Source organism: Mesorhizobium sp. M7A.F.Ca.AU.002.02.1.1, from assembly GCF_003998535.1.
GTDB lineage: Bacteria > Pseudomonadota > Alphaproteobacteria > Rhizobiales > Rhizobiaceae > Mesorhizobium > Mesorhizobium ciceri.
The window spans coordinates 1-19,051 of record NZ_RZPB01000029.1 but is presented as its reverse complement, the minus strand read 5'-3'; the positions used below and the strand labels follow the sequence as shown (position 1 = coordinate 19,051).

Genomic DNA, 19,051 nt, shown 5'->3' with positions numbered 1-19,051 from the left:
ACCGCTATCGTTATGTCATCGAACTCGGCGAGGCGCTGCCGCCGTTTCCGGACGAGCAGCGCAGCCCCGCCAACAAGGTGCCGGGATGCGTCAGCCAGGTCTGGCTGACCACTGAACGCGGAGCTGGAGCCGATCCTGTCATCACCTTCTCCGGCGATTCGGACGCTCATATCGTGCGTGGGCTGGTCGCGATCATGCTGGCGCTGTTTTCCGGCAGGACCGCCAGCGAAATCCAGAAGACCGATGCGGAAGCGACATTGAAAGAACTCGGCCTCGACGAACATCTGTCGCCGCAGCGCGCCAACGGCCTTCGCTCGATGGTCAAGCGCATCAAGCGCGACGCCGAGGCAGCGCTCAAGCAGACCGCCTGACGCTTCCCGACCCGATCCGCGCGTCGCGGCTCGCAAAAATCAAACGGCGCCCGAAGGCGCCGTTGATGTCGATCCGATCTGGCTGGCAGCAATTACCGCGCTTTGCGCTTGCGGCCGAGACCCATCTTCTTGGCGAGTTGGGACCGGGCAGCTGCATAGTTGGGTGCAACCATCGGATAGGTAGGGTCGAGGTTCCACTTTTCGCGATACTGGTCCGGCGTCAGGTCATAGTGGGTCATCAGGTGGCGCTTCAGCGACTTGAACTTCTTGCCGTCTTCAAGGCAGACGATGTAGTCGTCATGAACCGACCGCTTCGGGTTGACCGCCGGCTTCTGCTTGTCGGCAGGCGGCTGTTCGGCGGTTCCGCCCACACGCCCGAGTGCGGCATGGACATCGGATATCAGGTTCGGCAGTTCGCCGACCGGCACGGGATTGTTGCTGACATAGGCGGCCACCACATCGGCGGTCAATTCGATCAGCGCATCGCTGTTTCTGGAAGGTGTTTCGACAATATCCATGGTCTTCGGTCCCCAACAAGAGTTACATCGATCTGCGCCCTTTTTTACAAGCAGGGCATCGCACGAATTTTGTGCAGGTAGAGTTTCTACGATTCGTGTCGCGGGCACATCAATGAGCGTGCAGACCAAGTAAGTCAATTCACCCCTCGCGCTATATTGAACGATATTGATCAAATGTTCCGCGATCAGCTTCAATCTTTCGTGCATTGTGTAATTTATCGATATTTCGCGTTCCCGTCGGCGGCAGCTGACGCAACGTCAGATCGCCGTTACATTCGTGGCAACTCACGAAACGGGTTTTAATGTTTGATCTTGCTTGGCTATCGCTCGAGAAATATTGGTTGTTCGCATTTGCCCACAAAACCACAGGTTGCCGTGGTCATACACAAGCAATCAGGCGACATGCCAGTCATCCGACCGATCGGCTGATTGCTGCCGCGTCAATCAATGCGGGATGATGTATTTGCCATAGGCCCAGCCGGTGACGAAATTGCCGTTCTGGACCGGATCATGCCAGACTTCGCACCAGCGATAGCGAATCTTTTGTGCCTGCTTCCATGCCGGCTGGTTGGCGATGTCGAGCAGGTTTATTCCGCCGGTGCATCGCCCGGTCATCTGCAGAACGGTACCGTTCGGATATCCCGCCTGCTTTTGGGATGTGCCCGAAGGGTATTTGCGTACATTGAGCGTGTCGCCGAACGGGACATTGGCCACTTGCCAAGCCGCGAATACGGTCGCATGAGACTGGCCGGCAAAGCCCAGAGTTAGCGAAGCAACGGCGAAAGCCGCAGCAGTCCGAGACCAAATAGTCATCATCTCTCCTCCCGGCTCATCTCCTGGAGCCGACACAACCCATACGCTCCGGCTCTTGAACCTGCCCTGATCGGCGTGTTCATTTGCCATTCAAGATACTTCTCCATTCGAGATGGCCCTTCAAGATACTGGCCCATTGAAGATACTGGCAAAGCGAGATGCAATGACCAAGACATCCATATTTCCGATCGTCAGCCCGCCAACGCCCGAGAAGCGGCCGGTTTCCGACACGCATCACGGCATCACGCGAACCGACGACTATGCCTGGCTACGGGCCGACAACTGGCAGGAGATGTTCCGCGACCCGTCATTGCTCGATGCGGGGATCCGCGCAGAACTCGAGGCGGAGAATGCCTACCAGTCGAAGCTGATGGCCGACACGGTCGAACTGCAAAAGCAGCTTTTCAAGGAGATGAAGGGCCGTATCAAGGAAGACGATTCTTCCGTGCCGATGAAGGATGGGCCCTATGCCTACGGCTCGTCCTTTAAACTTGGTGGCGAGCAGCCGCGCTATTTCCGCATGTCGCGCGACGGCGGCGCCGAGCATATCCTGCTCGACGGCGATGCGGAGGCCGCGGGCAAGGCCTATTTCCGTCTTGGCGGTGTCGACCATTCGGCCGACCACGCCAAGCTGCTATGGGCATTCGACGACAAGGGCTCCGAATTCTACACGCTTCGCGTGCGTGACCTTGCCGATGGCAAGGAGCTTGCCGACCAGATCCCCGACACCGGCGGTTCAGGCGTCTGGAACGCAGGCAATGACGGCTTCTTCTACACCCGTCTCGATCCCAACCATCGCCCGTCCAAGGTACTCTTCCATGCGCTGGGCGACAGCCCGGACAGCGACCGGCTGATCTATGAGGAAACCGATCCCGGCTTCTTCATGAATGTCGACGGCACCCGCAACAACGAATGGATCATGATCGGCATCAACGATCACGAGACTTCGGAATACCGCCTGATGCGCGCCGACGATCCGTTTGCCGAACCGAAACTGGTGTCGCCGCGCGAGGTTGGCCTTCAATACGAGCTGGAAGAAGGCGGCGATATCTTCTTCATCCTGACCAATGCCGACGGCGCCAAGGACTTCAAGATCATGACGGCGCCGGCGAGCGATCCCGTGCGCGCCAACTGGCAGGAACTGGTGCCGCACGAGCCCGGCCGGCTGATCCTGTCGGTGATCGGCTTCAGGGACCACATGGTCCGGCTCGAACGCAAGGAAGGCCTGCCGCGCATTGTGGTGCGCGACCGTATCAGCGGCGAGGAGCATCTTCTGTCCCTCGACGAGGAGGCCTTCTCGCTCGGCCTGTCGGGTTCCTATGAGTACGACACCGAGATCATGCGCTTTTCCTACTCGTCGATGACGACGCCCGCGCAGGTGTTCGACTATAACATGCGCACCCGCGAGCGGGTGCTGCTGAAGACCCAGGAAGTGCCGTCCGGCCATGATGCGGACCATTATGTCACGCGGCGGCTGATGGCGCCGGCCAGCGATGGCGAACTGGTGCCGATCTCGCTTTTGCATCATCGCGACACGCCGCTGGACGGATCCGCACCTTGCCTGCTTTACGGCTACGGCTCCTATGGCATCACCGTGCCGGCCGCCTTCAACACCAACTGGTTCTCGCTGGTCGACCGCGGCTTTGTCTTCGCCATTGCTCACGTTCGCGGCGGCAAGGACAAGGGCTATGGCTGGTACGATGACGGCAAGCGGGAGAACAAGATGAACACGTTCACCGATTTCATCGCCGTCGCGCGCCATCTGGTCACCGAGCGTTACACGGCGCATGACCGTATCGTCGCGCAAGGCGGTTCGGCCGGCGGCATGCTGATGGGTGCCGTCGCCAACATGGCGCCGGATTGTTTTGGCGGCATCGTCGCCGAGGTTCCCTTCGTCGATGTGCTCACCACCATGCTCGATGCGACCCTGCCACTGACGCCGCCGGAATGGCCCGAATGGGGCAACCCGATCGCGTCCGCCGACGACTATCGGACGATCGCTGCCTATTCGCCCTACGACAATGTCTCTGATCACGACTATCCGCCGATCCTGGCGCTGGCCGGTCTCACCGATCCGCGCGTCACCTATTGGGAACCGGCCAAATGGGTGGCCCGGCTGCGCGACCGCAAGAGCGGCGACAATCCGGTTCTGTTCAAGATCAATATGGATTCCGGCCATGCAGGCGCTTCCGGCCGGTTTTCGCGGCTGGAAGAGATCGCCTACACCTACTCCTTCGCGCTGAAAGTGATGGGCAAGGCGCAGCTTACGGGAGCAACCAACAAATGATCGACCTGACCACCCTGATCGCCTACATCGCGGTCGTGCTCGGCTTCGTCTTCATTCCAGGCCCCGCCACCCTGCTGACGATCGCCCGGGCAACGAGTTCCGGAACCAGGGTCGGCATCGCGACGGGCGCCGGGATCGCTGCCGGCGACGTCTTTCATACCGTCATGGCCATGATCGGCATCTCGGCGATCATCGCCGCGTCGGCGACGCTGTTCAGCGTCATCAAGTACATCGGCGCGGCCTACCTGGTTTATCTCGGCATTCGCGCGATCATCGAGAAAACACCGGCCAACCCGGCGGCCGGTGCGCTCGCGATCTCCGCCGGCAAGGCGTTTCGACAGGCTGTCCTGACCGAAGTGCTCAACCCCAAGACCGCTCTGTTCTTCCTCGCTTTTCTGCCTCAGTTCGTGCGGCCTGAAAACGGATCGGTGATGCTTCAGATGGCCGCGTTGGGGGTCATCTTCGTCATACTGGGCCTTTTCAGCACGGTCGTCTTTGCCGTGAGCGCTGGCCGGCTCGGCACGTTCCTGCGCCGAAATCCGTCGGTGTTACGATTGCAGGGCAAAGTTGTCGGCGGCATCTACTGCGCTTTGGGCGTCCGTCTGGCGCTGCAGCAACGCTGACTCTGGACGATAATCGACGCACCCTTTCCAGAGGGCTGGGTGTCAGGACTTTTTGAAGCTCCCGTCGCTCATTTTCACTCGCAATTGCGACGACCGCGCGCTACCCAGTGCGCGGCTTTTCCCGGCCTGACAGCCTCCAATCGCGTAAAGGTTCATTATGCTGCTCGTCGACGTCTATCTCGACAAATCACCCATCCAGGGAATCGGCGTCTTTGCCAAGAACCACATTCCTCGCGGTACTCTGATCTGGAAGTTAGACCCAAGGTTCGATCGGCTCATCGAGGTCGAGACTTATGAGCGGGCGGCCGGCCCGGTGAAGAGCTATCTCGACCGCTACTCCTATCCTGACCGCCGCGATCCGAACTACATCGTCTTCGAAGCCGACGACGCGCGCTACATGAACCATGCCGACGAGCCTAATTGCGACGTCTCCTCACCCGAGGAGAGTTTTGCGCTGCGCGACATCGCGCCTGGCGAAGAGTTGACCTGCAACTACAACCATTTTTTCGAAACGGGCTTCGATTTTCTCGGTGACCGCCACCTGTCATCCGCAGACTCGATCTAGACTAGTTCGCCCTCTTGCGGGCCGGATAGCCGTTTGGATGCGCGGGTATCGCCTTGAGATAGGCGGCGATGGCAGCACGGTCCTGCGGCGCCAGCTCGGCCATGTTTCGCTGCACGTCGACCATGGCGCCGCCGACGGAATCAAAATCGGGCGTGAAGCCGGTTTCGAGGTAGTTGGCGATGTCGGCTTCCGACCAATCGCCTATACCGCCCTCGCCCGATGTGATGTTCGGCACGACGCCGCTGCCTTCGGCAGCCACCGCACCGGCCAGCCACACGTTCTTTTTCGTACCACCTGCGAGGTCGCGCGGCGTGTGGCATTCGCCGCAATGACCCGGCCCCTCGACCAGATAGCGGCCGGCCATGACCGGATCGGGCGTGGCAGCGGGAAATGGAACGACAGGCTGGTCGCTAAGATAGAGCAATTTCCACAGGCCGATGCCGCGACGAATGTTGAAGGGAAAACCGAGCGAATTTGCAGGCGCCTTGCCGGCGACGGCCGGCAGCGTCTTGAGGAAGGCATAGAGATCGCCAATGTCGACCGGATTCATGCGCGCGTAGGACGCATAGGGAAACGCCGGATAGAAGTGTCGGCCCGAAGGCGACACGCCCTTCAGCATGGCATTGGCGAGGTCCTCGACCGACCATGCGCCGATGCCGTCCTTGGCGTCTTGCGAAATGTTGGGCGGCACGAAGGTTCCGAACGGCGTCTTGAGCTCGAGACCGCCCGCGAGTTGAAGCCGCGCATCGCCCTGTGAGCCCGGCTTTGCATGGCAGGATGTACAACCGCCGGCAAAAAAAATGCGCTTGCCCCTGGCTGCGTCGCCAGGACCGAGCTTGGCCAGGGTCTCCCTGTCGAGCCTCACCGGCGCCGACCCGACCCACCCGGCAACCGCGCCGACGCCGCCGAGGATGACGATGGCGCCGACGAGTTTCTTTAGCCAGGGCATCGCCCGCTATCAGCCTTTTTTCACCCGGTAGGTCTGGTGGCAGGTGCCGCAATCGGAGCCGATGGCGCCGAATTGCGCCTTCAACGCATCGACGTCGGCAGGAGCGGCAGCGGCCGCTGCCTTGACGTCGGCGACATATTTGGCGTTGGTGGCCTTGAAGCCGGCCATGTCTTCCCAGATCTTCGGCGACGCAGTGGTATCGCCGCCTGTGTCGCTGCCCGCCGGAAACAGCGCGTCGACGTCGACTTTCTCGGCATTCGCATGCAGCGCCTGCAGCGCCGTCAGCACCGCGGCGGCATCAAACGGCTCCTCGCCCTTGACCACTTTCGACAGGCCGCCGACGATCTTTCCACGTTCCTTCATCAGTGCCTGCCGGTCGAGGATCGGGTCGGCAAAGGCCGCCGAAGCCGCGAGTGCGAGCATAGAGATGGCGATAACAAGCTTTCTCATTCAATTGGCTCCATGATGAAGGCATTTCGGGACAGGACGTCAACGGATGTTACAGAGGGAAAATTCCCTTCCCCCTGATGATTTTTGCCGGACCTTTGCTCTTGCGGGACGCAGAAAAGAAAAGCCCCGGGTGATACCGGGGCTTCTGGAAATCGATCACTTCGCCTTTTCGTACAATTCCAGGACATGGTCCCAGTTGATCAGGCTGTCGACGAACGCCTCGAGATATTTCGGCCGGGCGTTGCGGTAGTCGATGTAGTAGGAGTGCTCCCAGACATCGACGCCGAGGATCGGCGACGCGCCATGGACGAGCGGGTTTTCGCCGTTCGGTGTCTTGGAGATCGCCAGCTTGCCATCCTTGACCGAGACCCAGGCCCAGCCGGAGCCGAACTGTGTCGTGCCAGCGGCAATGAAGTCGGCCTTGAACTTGTCGTAGCCGCCGAGATCGCTATCGACTGCCTTCTGCAAGGCGCCCGGCAGCTTGTTGCCGCCGCCGCCTTTCTTCATCCACTTCCAGAAATGGATGTGGTTGTAATGCTGGGCGGCATTGTTGAAGAGGCCGGCATTCTTGCCGAACGACTGCTTGACCACCTCTTCGACCGACAGATCGCCCAAGCCGGCCTCGGCGGCGAGTTTGTTGCCGTTATCGACATACGCCTTGTGGTGCTTGTCGTGGTGATATTCCAGCGTCTCTTTCGACATGTAAGGCTGCAAGGCCTCATAGTCGTAAGGCAGAGCGGGCAATTCAAAGGCCATGGATAGTACTCCCTCGTGGAAAAATCCGGTGTCGATACCGGAGTAAGATAGGTCTGGAATGGGTTGGGACAACTCCGGATGAAGCGTCGATCGCCTTTTTATCCGCTCAAACAGCAGAAGTCGAATGCGCCCAATCCCAATAGAGTTCGCGCGCTTTTTTGGCCACCGGCCCGGGTTGCAGATTGCGATCCTCGATGCGCGTGATCGGCACCACCTTGGAATGGTTCCCGGTCGAAAAAATTTCGTCTGCTTCGAGGAAATCGCGCACCGACAGCGTCTTTTCCGTGGTCCTGAAGCCATATTCGCCGAGCAGCGCTATCGTGCGCGAGCGGGTGATGCCGGATAGGAAGGTGCCGTTCGGCGCAGGCGTAAAGACGTGGCCATCCTTGACCAGGAAGATGTTCGAGGTTCCGGTCTCGGCGACGTTGCCCAGCATATCGAGCACCATTGCGTTGTCGAAGCCGCGCATCTTGGCTTCGAGAATGGCCCTACCGTTGTTGGGGTAAAGGCAGCCGGCCTTGGCGTTGGTCGGCATGGTTTCAATGGTCGGACGCCGGAACGGCGACACGGTCACCGAAAAGCCAGTCGCCGGAATCATCGGTGATTCATAGAGGCAAAGGCAAAAGCGCGTCGAGGCGGGATCGGCCGGCACGCCCATATAGCCGCCATGCTCGGCCCAGTACATCGGCCTGATATAGACCGCCGTCTTGCCGTCGAACTTCTTCAACCCATCCCATGTCAGCCCGACGATCTTGTCGGCGCTCATGTTCGGCTTCAGGCCGAGCGCAATCGCCGAGGAATTCACCCTGGCTGCGTGGAAGTCGAGATCCGGCGCCACGCCTTCGAACCAGCGGCCGCCGTCAAAAACGCTGGTGCCGAGCCACATGGCGTGGCTGCGCGGCCCCAGAATGGCGACGTTGCCTTCGTGCCAATCACCATCGACGAAAGTCCATGTCGTGGATTGCGCCGCAGCCGCCAGTGTCATCATCTCGTCCCGTCTCAATCGGTCTCGTGTGACAGCCATTGGAAGATGCTTTGGCGGGCGCCGTCAACCGGCATCATGGAGTTTTGTTGAGGCCAGTGCCGGGGCGCAATGCAATCAAAGCTTGCACCTTGTCGCGCCTGCCCTCAAAACTGCTGTCATGCAATACGCCGCCTATGTCTTCGACGCCTATGGCACGCTGTTCGACGTGCATGCCGCCGTACGCCGTCATGCCGACCGGATCGGGCCGGACGGCCAATTGCTGTCCGAGATCTGGCGCGCCAAACAGCTCGAATATTCCTGGGTGCGCACGCTGATGGGCGCCTATGCCGATTTCTGGCAACTGACCGAACAGGCGCTCGATTTCGCCTTGCGCAAGGTTCCCTCGGCCGACCCCGGTCTCAAGGCGATATTGCTGGATGCCTATTGGCGGCTCGATTGCTATCCGGAAGTGCCGGCCGTGCTCAAGGCGCTCAAGGCTTCGGGAGCGAGGCTGGCGATCCTGTCCAACGGCTCGCCCGAAATGCTGCAGGCGGCGGTCAAATCCGCCGCGCTCGACCAGGTTCTGGACGATATCTATTCCGTCGATACGGTGCGGCGCTTCAAGACCGATCCCGCGGTCTACGACATGGTCGCCACCGGCCGGCGCCTCTACCCCGGCGCGGTTTCCTTCCAGTCGTCCAATCGCTGGGACATTGCAGGCGCCACCAAATTCGGCTTTCGCACGGTGTGGATCAACCGCTCCAACCAGCCCGAAGAATACCGGGACTTCCCACCGGCCCTGATCCTGCCGTCGCTCGAAGCCCTTGTGCCCGGCAGCTAAGAGACCTGTGTCTCTGGCGCCACAGTAGCAGCCTGGTCACAGCTTCGCCTTTCTTTGCCCACGTTCGGGCCAGAATCGGAACCGCCTATCGCCCCAGGTGTTGTCAGGCACCCGCGTAACTGTCGGCGAATTCACGCTTTGTTGCGATTTGAGACTTAAAGAAGGCAACCATGTCCATAACCGAAATCGAATCTTTTCGCCTGAGCCGTCGCGGCTTTCTCAATGCCGCAGCCCTGGGCGCCGCTTCGATCGCGGTTTCCGCATGCGCCACCACCGGGCCGGGTCCGGTCGAGCCGCCGCCACCAACCTATGTCGAGCCGCCTCTGGCGGACTATGTGACGATGTATGCAGCAGTCAGCGACGGCGGCTTCGATTTGCCGGCCATCCCAGTCGACAAGATCGATCCGCAATTCCTGCGTCAGATCGTTCCCGACCCGACGGGACAGAAGCCGGGAACCATAGTCGTCGATACGACCGGCCACTTCCTTTATCTGGTTCGTCCAGGCGGTCAGGCGATACGCTACGGTGTCGGCCTTGGCCGCGCCGGCTTCGAATGGTCCGGCGACGCCGTCGTTCAGTGGAAGCAGAAATGGCCAAAATGGACGCCGCCGGACGAAATGATAGCCCGCCAGCCGGAACTGAAACCCTACAGCGCCGACAATGGCGGCATGCCCGGCGGCCTGAAGAATCCGCTCGGTGCACGCGCGCTCTATCTGTTCCAGGGCAATGTCGACACGCTCTACCGTCTGCACGGCTCGCCGGAGTGGCGCTCGATCGGCAAGTCGGTGTCGTCAGGCTGCGTGCGTCTGATGAACCAGGACATTATCGACCTCTATGATCGCGTGCCCTCGAAGACGCCGGTCATCGTGACCAGCGACGCCAGCCAACCCATGGTGGCGACGGCCAACCGACAGGCGATCCCGATCGATGCCGGCGTGCCGGACGGTTCGGTGCTGCTTGGACCGGTCAAGGCGATCACGAATTCGATTTTCTGAGCTGACTAGGCAGCGGCGCCCGCTGCCTCCAGTCACCGCCCGCGCGACAAGCTCCCCAGAATGCCGCGCACGATTGCCCGACCGACCGAGGAGCCGACCGAGCGCACCACCGACTTGATCGCCGCCTCTGCGACCGTCTGGCGGTTGGACGGGCGCGGTGCAGATGTGCGCCTGCCACCGGATTGCGGCGCGGGATCGTCATTGCCGAAGCCCGGAATGGTCCAGCGCGAGCCGCCGCTGCCGGCCTGCTGGGCCTGCTCTTCGGCATCCTGCGCGTCCTTGGCCTTTTTCTGCAGCATTTCGAAAGCCGATTCGCGATCGACGGCCTGATCGTACTGGCCGGCGACCGGGCTTTCCTGGATCAGCTTTTGCCGCTCAGCGGCCGTTATGGGCCCAAGCCGCGAGGATGGCGGGCGGATCAGTGTCCGCTGCACCATGGACGGAACACCCTTGGCTTCCAACGTCGAGACCAGCGCCTCGCCAGTGGCAAGCTGTGTAATGGCGGTCATGCAGTCGAAATCGGGATTTGGCCGGAACGTTTCGGCCGCCGTCCGGACTGCCTGCTGCTCGCGCGGTGTATAGGCGCGCAGCGCGTGCTGGACGCGATTGCCGAGCTGGGCCAGGACTTTTTCAGGGATATCCAAAGGGTTCTGGGTGACGAAATAGACGCCGACGCCTTTCGAGCGGATCAGTCGGACGACCTGTTCGACGCGATCGATGAGCACCTTGGGTGCTTCGTCGAACAGAAGATGGGCCTCGTCGAAGAAGAACACCAGCTTCGGCTTGTCGGGGTCGCCGACTTCCGGCAGCACCTCGAACAGCTCCGACATCAGCCATAGCAGGAAGGTCGCGTAGAGCCGCGGATTCATCATCAGCTTGTCGGCGGCAAGCACGCTGATGGCGCCGCGTCCGTCGCGGGTGGTGCGCATGATATCGGCGATACGCAGTGCCGGTTCGCCGAAGAAGTTTGCGGCCCCCTGCTGTTCGAGGACCAGCAGCGTGCGCTGGATAGCCCCGACCGATGGCTTCGTCACGTTGCCATAGCGCGAGCCGATCTCGTCGGCGCGCTCGGCGATGTTGGCGAGCAGCGCCTGCAGATCCTTCATGTCGAGCAGCAGCAAGCCTTCCTCGTCCGCCAGGCGGAAGGCGATGTTCATGATGCCTTCCTGCGCCTCGGTCAGGTTCATCAGGCGCGACAGCAACAACGGCCCCATTTCCGAGACCGTGGCGCGGATCGGATGACCCTGCTCGCCGAACAAGTCCCAGAAGATAACGGGAAATTCCTGGAAGTCATACGGATCGAGCTTGACCTGTTCGGCCCGCTTGACGAGGAAATCCTGTGCCGTGCCCATCATCGCGATGCCCGACAGATCACCCTTGATGTCCGCGCAGAACACCGGCACGCCGGCGTTGGAAAATCCTTCGGCCAGGATCTGCAAGGTGACGGTCTTGCCGGTGCCGGTGGCGCCGGTCACCAGGCCGTGACGATTCCCATATCGCAGCAACAACTGCTCGGCACGCTGATAGCTGTCGTCGGGCTTTCGGCTGGCGCCGATGAAAATACTGGTCTCGTCAGCCATATGTCCGGTCTCCGCAAACTGATGTGTCTAAAGCCAGTGGCCTTGCCGCAGGTATAGTGAGGCCATTGCACAGCGACAATGCCATTCGTCCAAATCGGGGCCATTCGTCCAAATCCGGGCCATTCGCCCAAATCGGCCCCATTCGTTCAGATCGGGTTTTTGGAGCTTGCGGATTTTGCCGCTGTTTGGCAATCGTCGTCCACGCGGACTGACCTATATCTGATGGATCGAATCCGGTCTCTGAAAGCGCATTGCATTGCGATATCGGACCGGGGACCGTAGACTGAACCGCTCCCGGCTGGTGCGGCCGCATGAAACGAGGAGGACGGATGGGCGCCGGAGCCTTGATCCAGGACGTGGAACCCGAGAACGCCGAGCGTCAGCGATGGCTCGCCTTGGCGGAAAAGGCATTGGCAGGCGCTTCCTTCGAGGAAAAGCTGGTCTCGCACAGCGATGACAACATCCGTATCGAACCGCTCTACGACCGCAGCACCGCGGCGGAACCGATCGTGCGTACAAACCCGAAATCGCCATGGATCGTCAGCCAGCGCATCGACGATCCGGACATCGACCGTGCCAGAAGCCAAGCGCTGGAGGATGTTGCACAGGGTGCCACGGGATTGTCGCTGGTCTTCGAAGGGGCGCCCAACGCGTTCGGCTACGGCTTGCCGAGAACGGCGGAGGCGCTGGAGGCGGTGCTGGACGGCATACCGCTCAACCGCATCCAGGTTCGCATCGACGCCCATCCCTGGAGCCGCGCCGTGGCCGACTGGCTGGTCGCGTTCCTGAGCAAGCGGCGATCGGACCCGGCAAAGCTCAACCTCTCCTTCGGCATCGATCCAGCGGCGATCTTCGCGGGAACCGGTCGGCTGCGCATGTCGATCGAGGCGCTGCAGGCCTCTATGCCACAGTCGCTGGCGCACTTCTTCGCGATGGGCGTTCCGGGCGTGCTGCTGGAAGCTGACGGGCGCGTGTTCCACAATGCCGGCGCCACGGAAGCGCAGGAACTTGGCATCATGCTGGCTTCGGCTGTCTCCTATCTCAGAATGTTCGAGACGGCGCGGCAGCCGCTTGTCTATGCCGCACCCCATATCGGTTTTGCGCTCAGCGTCGACCAGGACCAGTTGCTGTCGACGGCCAAGATGCGAGCACTGCGCAGGCTATGGGCGCGGGTGCAGGAGGCTTGTTCGATCCCGACATCCACCGCCAATATCCATGCCGAGACGTCGTTTCGCATGATGACGGCGATGGATCCGGAGACCAACATCCTGCGCACCACCATTGCATGCTTTGCCGCGGCGTGCGGCGGCGCCGATTCGATCTCCATCCTGCCGCACACGATCGCGCATGGTCTGCCGGCGGGTTTTGCCCGTCGTGTTGCCCGCAACACGCAGCTGATCATGGCCAATGAAAGCCATATCGATCATGTCACCGATCCCGCCTATGGTTCCGGCGCCGTCGAGGCGTTGACCGCGGAGTTGTGCGAGTTGGCGTGGACGGAATTGCAGACGATCGAAGCCGAGGGCGGTGTCCTGTCCAGCCTTCAGGACGGACGCATCCAGAAGCGCGTCCACGCAGCTGCGGAGCAGCGCAATGCAGCCTACCGCACAGGCCAACGGGCCATCATCGGCACCACGCTCTATCCATCGAAAGACGAACGTCCGGTCGAGACGCTGGCGGCGGAACGGCGGCCGGCCTTCACCGAAGGCGTTGCCGTCTGCGAGGCGCTGTTTCCAGTCCGCATCGACCAATCGATCGGAGCCGGCTCTTGATCCCGGACTTCGGCCAGATCGGCTGGGTCCCGCCACGCCGCGCTCCCGTCGAGGTCAAAGGCCAGCGGACCACGCCGGAAGGGCTCGTCGCCAAGCATCTGTACAATCAAAGCGACCTCAAGGGGTTGCCGCATCTCGACACCTATCCCGGCCTGCCGCCCTTCGTGCGCGGCCCCTACCCGACCATGTATGTCCAGCAGCCCTGGACCATCCGGCAATATGCCGGCTTCTCGACGGCCGAAGAATCCAATGCATTTTACCGACGCAACCTTGCCGCCGGCCAGAAGGGCCTGTCGGTCGCCTTCGATCTCGCCACGCATCGCGGCTATGACAGCGATCATCCGCGCGTTGCCGGCGATGTCGGCATGGCTGGCGTCGCCATCGATTCCATTCTCGACATGCGGCAGCTCTTCGACGGCATTCCGCTCGGCGAGATGACGGTATCGATGACGATGAACGGCGCGGTGCTGCCGATCATGGCGCTCTACATTGTCGCGGCGGAAGAACAGGGCGTTGCGCAGAAAGATCTCGCCGGCACCATTCAGAACGACATTCTGAAAGAGTTCATGGTCCGCAACACCTACATCTATCCGCCGAAACCCTCGATGCGGATCGTGTCGGACATCTTCTCGTACACATCGAAGAACATGCCGAAGTTCAATTCGATATCGATCTCCGGCTATCACATGCAGGAGGCCGGCGCGACGGCCGACCTTGAACTCGCCTATACGATCGCCGATGGCATCGAGTATGCCCGCGCCGGCGTCGCGGCGGGCCTCGACATTGACCGCTTTGCGCCGCGCCTGTCCTTCTTCTGGGCCATCGGCATGAATTTCTTCATGGAAGTCGCCAAGCTGCGGGCCGCGCGCCTGTTGTGGGCGACCCTGATGCAGAAGAATTTTTCGCCCAAGGACGAGCGCTCGTTGTCGCTGCGCACCCATTGCCAGACTTCTGGCTGGTCGCTGACGGCGCAGGATCCCTACAACAACATTGTCCGCACCATGATCGAGGCAATGGCTGCAACGCAGGGCCACACCCAATCGCTGCACACCAATTCCTTCGACGAGGCGATGGCGCTGCCGACCGACCATTCGGCGCGGATCGCCCGCAACACCCAGCTCATCCTGCAAAAGGAATCCGGCACCACGCGCATCATCGACCCGTGGGGCGGTTCGGCCTATCTTGAACGGCTGACGCATGATCTGGCGGCGCGCGCGCTTGCTCATATCGAGGAGGTCGAGGCGCTCGGCGGCATGGCGGCGGCGACCGAACAGGGCATTCCCAAGCTGCGCATCGAGGAAGCTGCCGCGCGCACGCAGGCGCGGATCGATTCCGGCGAGCAGATGCTGGTCGGCGTCAACGCCCATCGGCCCGAGACCGACATCGAGGTCGACGTGCTGAAGATCGACAATGCCGAGGTCAGGGCCCGGCAATTGTCGAAGCTGCAACGGCTGAAGGGCACGCGCGATGTCGCCGCCGTCGAAAGCGCACTCGATGCGCTGACCCGTGCCGCGCAAGGCAATGAAAACCTGCTGGAATTCGCCATCCGAGCCGCGCGCGCCAATGCAACGGTCGGCGAGATTTCATTCGCGTTGGAAAGGGCGTTTGGGCGCCACGTCGCTACGGTGCAGACCATTTCCGGCATCTATCGCAAGGCGCTTGGCGATCATCCCGTGGTCGACGGGCTGCAGGACAAGCTTGACGCCTTCGAGAAGAAGACCGGCGGCAAGCCGCGCATTCTCGTCGCCAAGATGGGCCAGGACGGCCACGACCGTGGCCAGAAGGTCATCGCTACGGCCTTCGCCGATCTCGGCTTCGACGTCACCGTCGGCGCGATGTTCCAGACACCGGATGAGATCGCCAGGCTGGCGGTCGCACAGGACGTCCACATCGTCGGCGCCTCGTCGCTGGCGGCGGGACATTTGACGCTGATCCCGGAACTGCGCGACGCGCTTAAAAAGCTCGGCCGCGGCGACATGCTGATCGTCGCCGGCGGCGTCATCCCACCGCAGGACTATGACGCGGTGCGGCAAGCCGGCGCTGCGGAAATCTTCCCGCCGGGCACAGTCATTCCAGAGGCAGCGGATCGCCTGCTGGACCGCCTGCTGGCCACGGACTAGGACTGCTGCATCTCTGAAAAGGTTGTGCTAGACTGACACTGCAACCAAGGTGCGGTAACCGTGAAGACGACCATCCACAAGCTCGACGACGGATCAGATGCCCTGATCTTGCCACGGGAATGCTGGACAGCTTGAATCTGCAATCGGGCGATCAGCTCCAGATCATCGAAACTGATCACGGCATCATTTTAAGACCGGTGGCCGACAGGTTCGAACGGCAGATGAAGGCCGCGCGCGAGGTCATGGACAAATATCGGGTCGGGCTTCAGAAACTCGCCAAATGACGCGCCAATCAGTGCGGCGGATTTGAGACGTCCTAGCTCTCGGAGAGCTTGACGATTTCCCATTCCTTGCCGTTGACGCTGGCCAAGTCGCCGATCTTCTTGCCGAACAGGGCGACAGCCATTGGCGAAACATGCGAAATGCTGCCCTTGGTGGGATCAGCCTCGTCCTCGCCGACGATCTTCCAATGCACCTTCTTGCCGTCATCGCTCTCGATCGTGACGCCCATGCCGAAGCGCACAACGTCACTGCCCGGCTCCGGCACCGAGAGTTCGGCGCTTTCGCGCCGGGCGGTCCAGTAACGCAGATCGCGCGACACGACCGCTATGCGCTCGCGGTCGGCTTTGCGTTCGGCCTTCGCCAGTATGTCGCGCAGATCGGCCAGATTTTCCTCGATCTGCGCCAGGCCGCGTTCCGTCACCAGATTGCGATGCTGGCTGACCGGCCGCTCACCGACACCGGCGATGGCATTTTCGCTGTCTTCCTCGCGGGTGAAAGCTCTGCTCATTTCCTGAACTTAGGCCCGCAGAGGCTGCTCGACAAGCCATTGTCGTTTCCGTCCAGAGGAGAGGCAAACCGTCTGGCACGATTCCTGCGACGCCAAGGTTGAACGCTGGGATTCTGTGCCGATGTTGAACAGACGAACGCTGCTGACTGGAACCGCCGGCTTTGCCGTCATGGGCCTTGCGCTCGGCAAGGCGGTAGCCGCAAGCTTGAGCGGCATCGAGAAAGCCTCGATGCGCGGCTCGATCAATGCCACCGAACTCGGCGTGCAGCCCGGCACATCAGACGATCAGAGCAAGGCCTTCGCCAAACTGCTGCGTGACGCAAACAGCCGCGACATGCCGGTGTTCCTGCCGCCCGGCACCTATGTCGTCTCCAATCTTTCGCTGCCCGGCCGCGTACGTCTTTCCGGCGTGCCGGGCGCGACGCGCATCGTTTACGGCGGTGACGGCCACCTGTTTATGGCCGAACAGGCCGACCATATCGAACTTAGCGGACTGGTCTTCGATGGTGCGAACCGTGCGATGGGCGATTACACGCAAGGGCTGCTCGATCTTCGCCGTGTCGCGCACCTCGCCATCGACAATTGCCAGATCACCGGCAGCGGCAAGAACGGGCTGGCGCTGGAACACGCGATCGGCCGGATCGAGCGCTGTGAGATATCGGGCGCCGCCGATGCCGGCATCTATTCGGTCGAAGCCGGCGGGCTGGCCATCACGGGCAACACCGTTTCCGACTGCGCCAATGGCGGCATCCTCGTACACCGCTGGCAGGTGGCCGAAGACGGCACCATGGTCACCGGCAACCGCGTCCAAGGGATCCAGGCACGCAGCGGCGGAACCGGGCAGAACGGCAACGGCATCAATGCCTTTCGCGCCGGCAATGTCGTCATCTCGGGCAACATCGTCTCGGACTGCGCCTTCTCGGCCATCCGCGCCAACAGCGCCAGCAACCTGCAGATATCGGGCAACACCTGCTCGCGCTCTGGCGAAACGGCGATCTATTCCGAGTTCTCGTTCGAAGGCGCCATCATCAGCAACAACATCGTCGACGGCGCCGCCAACGGCATCTCGATCGTCAATTTCAACGAAGGCGGCCGCATGGGCGTCTGTTCCGGCAACATCGTGCGCAATCTGTCGACCAGCGGCCCCTACCCCGCCGACTCGCCGGGATTTGGCGTCGGCATCGGCGTTGAGGCCGACACCACCGTTTCCAACAATGTCATCGAGAACGCGCCACTCTATGGCATGCAGATCGGCTGGGGCCCGTACCTGCGCAATGTCGTCGCCACCGGCAACATCATCCGCAAGGCAGGAACCGGGATCGTCGTATCCGTGGTCGAGGGCGCCGGTACGGCCGTCATTTCAGACAATGTCATCGACGGCGCGCTGAACGGTGCGGTTGTCGGCCAGCGCTGGGCGGAGCCCGCGACAGGCGATCTCGCCTCGTCAAACGGTAGCGGCTACGCGCATCTGACCGTCGAGCGCAATCACGTCACTTGAGAGTTGCCGTCGGCCTCAGCGCTCCGACTTTGGCACCGTTGCGATTTTCGATGGGCGTGTTTGCCAATTCGAGCAGCTTCGCCGCCAAGGCCTCGTCGGCACGCAACAGTTTGGCAAGGACGGCGGCAACCATGGCTTCGCCGGCGCGGCCGGCGCCATCATCGCATTTGAGTGCGATGCCGAGGCCAAGTTCCGGAATTGCGGCACAATGGACGCCTTCGGCGCCGCCCTTCGTGAAAATCCGCCCTGGTGCGGCCTCCATCAACGCGACGTCTTCGCGGCCGCTGCCGGAAACGAAGAAGGGCTCGGCCATGCAGGCGGAAAGCAGCCGCTTTGCAGCCTTGGCTCGCTCTGGGCCAAAACCTGATGTCGTGGCCATGCGGGCAAAGCCGAGCGCGAAGCTCCTGAGCGGCACCGCGTAGGTCGGGATCGAACAGCCGTCGATGGCACGCTGGTCCTCACCATGGACAGCGCCCGTCACCGACTGCATGGCGTCGCGCACCATGTCCTGCAGGCCGTGTCCCGGCTTGACATAGCCGCGATGCGCAATGCCGGCGTGGACGCAGGTGCAGAGGAAGCCGGAATGTTTGCCGGAACAATTGTTGTGCAAGGCGTTCGGCGAGCCGCCGGCGCGGGCGAGCGCAATCTCGGCGTCATGATTGGATGGCCAATGCGTGCCGCATTCGAGCGCCGATCCGTCCAGCCCAGCCTTGGCCAGCATGGATCGCGCAAGGTCGACATGTGCCGGCTCGCCCGAGTGGGAGGCGCAGGCGAGCGCCAGTTCGCGGTTGCCGAAACCATAGGCATCCGCCGCCCCGCTTTCGACCAACGGCAAGGCCTGGATCGCCTTGACCGCCGAGCGCGGAAACACCGGCTTGGCCGTATCGCCGATCTCCCACACGGGCTTGCCGTCGCCATCGAAGACCGCGACTGAGCCGCGATGCGCGCTCTCGACGATCGCGCCGCGCAAGACTTCGATCAGAACCGGATTTGTCATGTCACCTCCCGCAAATGCGGGCGGTTTATCTGATCCGGTCGAGAATGGAAACGTAGTTGGCGACCGCCGCACCGCCCATATTGAAGATGCCGCCCAGTTTTGCGCCCGGCACCTGGATGCCGCTGGCCTCACCGACAAGCTGCATGGCGGTCAAGACATGCA

Annotated in this window: 19 protein-coding genes and 1 pseudogene; 10 read left to right on the top strand and 10 right to left on the bottom strand. The window is 61.8% G+C overall.

Annotated elements, in window-relative coordinates:
* The coding region (locus EN879_RS03770) for a SufE family protein (RefSeq protein WP_127273952.1) at positions 1 to 371 on the top strand (371 nt) is incomplete at its 5' end.
* Between the two features lie 92 nt (positions 372 to 463).
* Here the strand turns inward: EN879_RS03770 and EN879_RS03765 are convergent.
* Positions 464 to 889, bottom strand: a complete 426-nt coding sequence (locus EN879_RS03765) for a MucR family transcriptional regulator (RefSeq protein ID WP_013532660.1) — start codon at positions 887 to 889, stop codon at positions 464 to 466.
* A gap of 444 nt (positions 890 to 1,333) precedes the next feature.
* On the bottom strand, positions 1,334 to 1,705 hold the full coding sequence (locus EN879_RS03760; protein WP_164745941.1) for an SH3 domain-containing protein: 372 nt from the start codon (positions 1,703 to 1,705) through the stop codon (positions 1,334 to 1,336).
* A 160-nt stretch (positions 1,706 to 1,865) separates the two neighbouring features.
* Here EN879_RS03760 and EN879_RS03755 point away from each other — a divergent pair, with 160 nt between their 5' ends.
* The 3 genes from EN879_RS03755 to EN879_RS03745 all read left to right on the top strand — a co-directional run bounded on the left by EN879_RS03755 (position 1,866) and on the right by EN879_RS03745 (position 5,177).
* A complete protein-coding gene (locus EN879_RS03755; RefSeq protein ID WP_013532662.1) occupies positions 1,866 to 3,989 on the top strand; it encodes a S9 family peptidase in 2,124 nt (707 codons plus the stop codon).
* Positions 3,986 to 4,612: a LysE family translocator gene (locus EN879_RS03750; protein WP_013532663.1), complete on the top strand. Its 627-nt coding sequence runs from the start codon at positions 3,986 to 3,988 to the stop codon at positions 4,610 to 4,612. The genes EN879_RS03755 and EN879_RS03750 overlap by 4 nt, the downstream gene beginning before the upstream one ends.
* Before the next feature lie 157 nt (positions 4,613 to 4,769).
* Positions 4,770 to 5,177 carry an SET domain-containing protein-lysine N-methyltransferase gene (locus EN879_RS03745; RefSeq protein ID WP_013532664.1) on the top strand — a complete coding sequence of 136 codons (408 nt, stop codon included), beginning with the start codon at positions 4,770 to 4,772 and terminating at the stop codon, positions 5,175 to 5,177.
* A gap of 1 nt (position 5,178) precedes the next feature.
* Here EN879_RS03745 and EN879_RS03740 read toward each other — a convergent pair whose 3' ends face one another.
* The 4 genes from EN879_RS03740 to EN879_RS03725 all read right to left on the bottom strand — a co-directional run bounded on the left by EN879_RS03740 (position 5,179) and on the right by EN879_RS03725 (position 8,317).
* The gene (locus EN879_RS03740) at positions 5,179 to 6,126 is read right to left on the bottom strand and encodes a cytochrome c (protein WP_013532665.1); all 948 of its coding nucleotides are present in this window, start codon (positions 6,124 to 6,126) and stop codon (positions 5,179 to 5,181) included.
* Positions 6,127 to 6,135: 9 nt separating this feature from the next.
* A complete protein-coding gene (locus tag EN879_RS03735) occupies positions 6,136 to 6,576 on the bottom strand; it encodes a cytochrome c (protein ID WP_013532666.1) in 441 nt (146 codons plus the stop codon).
* Positions 6,577 to 6,732: 156 nt separating this feature from the next.
* Complete coding sequence (locus EN879_RS03730; RefSeq protein ID WP_013532667.1) at positions 6,733 to 7,332, bottom strand: superoxide dismutase; 600 nt, start codon at positions 7,330 to 7,332, stop codon at positions 6,733 to 6,735.
* Between the two features lie 106 nt (positions 7,333 to 7,438).
* The gene (locus tag EN879_RS03725; protein WP_024505546.1) at positions 7,439 to 8,317 is read right to left on the bottom strand and encodes a branched-chain amino acid aminotransferase; all 879 of its coding nucleotides are present in this window, start codon (positions 8,315 to 8,317) and stop codon (positions 7,439 to 7,441) included.
* 157 nt (positions 8,318 to 8,474) lie between these two features.
* Here EN879_RS03725 and EN879_RS03720 point away from each other — a divergent pair, with 157 nt between their 5' ends.
* A complete protein-coding gene (locus tag EN879_RS03720; RefSeq protein WP_013532669.1) occupies positions 8,475 to 9,137 on the top strand; it encodes a haloacid dehalogenase type II in 663 nt (220 codons plus the stop codon).
* A gap of 170 nt (positions 9,138 to 9,307) precedes the next feature.
* Entirely contained in the window at positions 9,308 to 10,132 is an 825-nt protein-coding gene (locus EN879_RS03715) for a L,D-transpeptidase (protein ID WP_013532670.1), read from the top strand.
* Between the two features lie 32 nt (positions 10,133 to 10,164).
* On the opposite strand, the gene EN879_RS03710 is transcribed toward EN879_RS03715, so the two are convergent.
* Positions 10,165 to 11,712, bottom strand: coding sequence for a helicase HerA-like C-terminal domain-containing protein (locus EN879_RS03710; protein WP_013532671.1), 1,548 nt, complete (start codon positions 11,710 to 11,712; stop codon positions 10,165 to 10,167).
* Positions 11,713 to 12,041: 329 nt separating this feature from the next.
* Here EN879_RS03710 and EN879_RS03705 point away from each other — a divergent pair, with 329 nt between their 5' ends.
* The 3 genes from EN879_RS03705 (at position 12,042) to EN879_RS03695 (ending at position 15,888) form a co-directional block, all read left to right on the top strand.
* Positions 12,042 to 13,484, top strand: a complete 1,443-nt coding sequence (locus EN879_RS03705; protein ID WP_013532672.1) for a methylmalonyl-CoA mutase subunit beta — start codon at positions 12,042 to 12,044, stop codon at positions 13,482 to 13,484.
* Positions 13,481 to 15,604: a methylmalonyl-CoA mutase gene (scpA, locus tag EN879_RS03700; protein ID WP_013532673.1), complete on the top strand. Its 2,124-nt coding sequence runs from the start codon at positions 13,481 to 13,483 to the stop codon at positions 15,602 to 15,604. Before EN879_RS03705 ends, scpA begins: the two co-directional genes overlap by 4 nt.
* A gap of 131 nt (positions 15,605 to 15,735) precedes the next feature.
* Positions 15,736 to 15,888: a hypothetical protein gene (locus EN879_RS03695; RefSeq protein ID WP_244514279.1), complete on the top strand. Its 153-nt coding sequence runs from the start codon at positions 15,736 to 15,738 to the stop codon at positions 15,886 to 15,888.
* A 32-nt stretch (positions 15,889 to 15,920) separates the two neighbouring features.
* On the opposite strand, the gene greA is transcribed toward EN879_RS03695, so the two are convergent.
* Positions 15,921 to 16,394 (bottom strand): transcription elongation factor GreA, encoded by a 474-nt coding sequence (gene greA / locus EN879_RS03690; RefSeq protein WP_013532674.1) that lies wholly within the window; start codon positions 16,392 to 16,394, stop codon positions 15,921 to 15,923.
* Between the two features lie 121 nt (positions 16,395 to 16,515).
* On the opposite strand from greA, the gene EN879_RS03685 reads away from it, so the two are divergent.
* Positions 16,516 to 17,892, top strand: a complete 1,377-nt coding sequence (locus EN879_RS03685; protein ID WP_013532675.1) for a TIGR03808 family TAT-translocated repetitive protein — start codon at positions 16,516 to 16,518, stop codon at positions 17,890 to 17,892.
* Here the strand turns inward: EN879_RS03685 and EN879_RS03680 are convergent.
* Both EN879_RS03680 and EN879_RS39725 read right to left on the bottom strand, forming a co-directional pair.
* The gene (locus EN879_RS03680; protein ID WP_013532676.1) at positions 17,885 to 18,889 is read right to left on the bottom strand and encodes an asparaginase; all 1,005 of its coding nucleotides are present in this window, start codon (positions 18,887 to 18,889) and stop codon (positions 17,885 to 17,887) included. The genes EN879_RS03685 and EN879_RS03680 overlap by 8 nt on opposite strands.
* 25 nt (positions 18,890 to 18,914) lie before the next feature.
* Positions 18,915 to 19,051 (bottom strand): annotated as a pseudogene (locus EN879_RS39725) (thiolase domain-containing protein); the annotation flags it as partial.

Coding starts and splice junctions, on each gene's coding strand:
- greA (WP_013532674.1), bottom strand. CDS start 16,394: ATGAGCAGAGCTTTCACCCGCGAGGAAGACAGCGAAAATGCCATCGCC.
- EN879_RS03720 (WP_013532669.1), top strand. CDS start 8,475: ATGCAATACGCCGCCTATGTCTTCGACGCCTATGGCACGCTGTTCGAC.
- EN879_RS03705 (WP_013532672.1), top strand. CDS start 12,042: ATGGGCGCCGGAGCCTTGATCCAGGACGTGGAACCCGAGAACGCCGAG.
- EN879_RS03710 (WP_013532671.1), bottom strand. CDS start 11,712: ATGGCTGACGAGACCAGTATTTTCATCGGCGCCAGCCGAAAGCCCGAC.
- EN879_RS03680 (WP_013532676.1), bottom strand. CDS start 18,889: ATGACAAATCCGGTTCTGATCGAAGTCTTGCGCGGCGCGATCGTCGAG.
- EN879_RS03735 (WP_013532666.1), bottom strand. CDS start 6,576: ATGAGAAAGCTTGTTATCGCCATCTCTATGCTCGCACTCGCGGCTTCG.
- EN879_RS03755 (WP_013532662.1), top strand. CDS start 1,866: ATGACCAAGACATCCATATTTCCGATCGTCAGCCCGCCAACGCCCGAG.
- EN879_RS03760 (WP_164745941.1), bottom strand. CDS start 1,705: ATGATGACTATTTGGTCTCGGACTGCTGCGGCTTTCGCCGTTGCTTCG.
- EN879_RS03685 (WP_013532675.1), top strand. CDS start 16,516: ATGTTGAACAGACGAACGCTGCTGACTGGAACCGCCGGCTTTGCCGTC.
- EN879_RS03750 (WP_013532663.1), top strand. CDS start 3,986: ATGATCGACCTGACCACCCTGATCGCCTACATCGCGGTCGTGCTCGGC.
- EN879_RS03715 (WP_013532670.1), top strand. CDS start 9,308: ATGTCCATAACCGAAATCGAATCTTTTCGCCTGAGCCGTCGCGGCTTT.
- EN879_RS03765 (WP_013532660.1), bottom strand. CDS start 889: ATGGATATTGTCGAAACACCTTCCAGAAACAGCGATGCGCTGATCGAA.
- EN879_RS03730 (WP_013532667.1), bottom strand. CDS start 7,332: ATGGCCTTTGAATTGCCCGCTCTGCCTTACGACTATGAGGCCTTGCAG.
- EN879_RS03740 (WP_013532665.1), bottom strand. CDS start 6,126: ATGCCCTGGCTAAAGAAACTCGTCGGCGCCATCGTCATCCTCGGCGGC.
- EN879_RS03725 (WP_024505546.1), bottom strand. CDS start 8,317: ATGACACTGGCGGCTGCGGCGCAATCCACGACATGGACTTTCGTCGAT.
- EN879_RS03745 (WP_013532664.1), top strand. CDS start 4,770: ATGCTGCTCGTCGACGTCTATCTCGACAAATCACCCATCCAGGGAATC.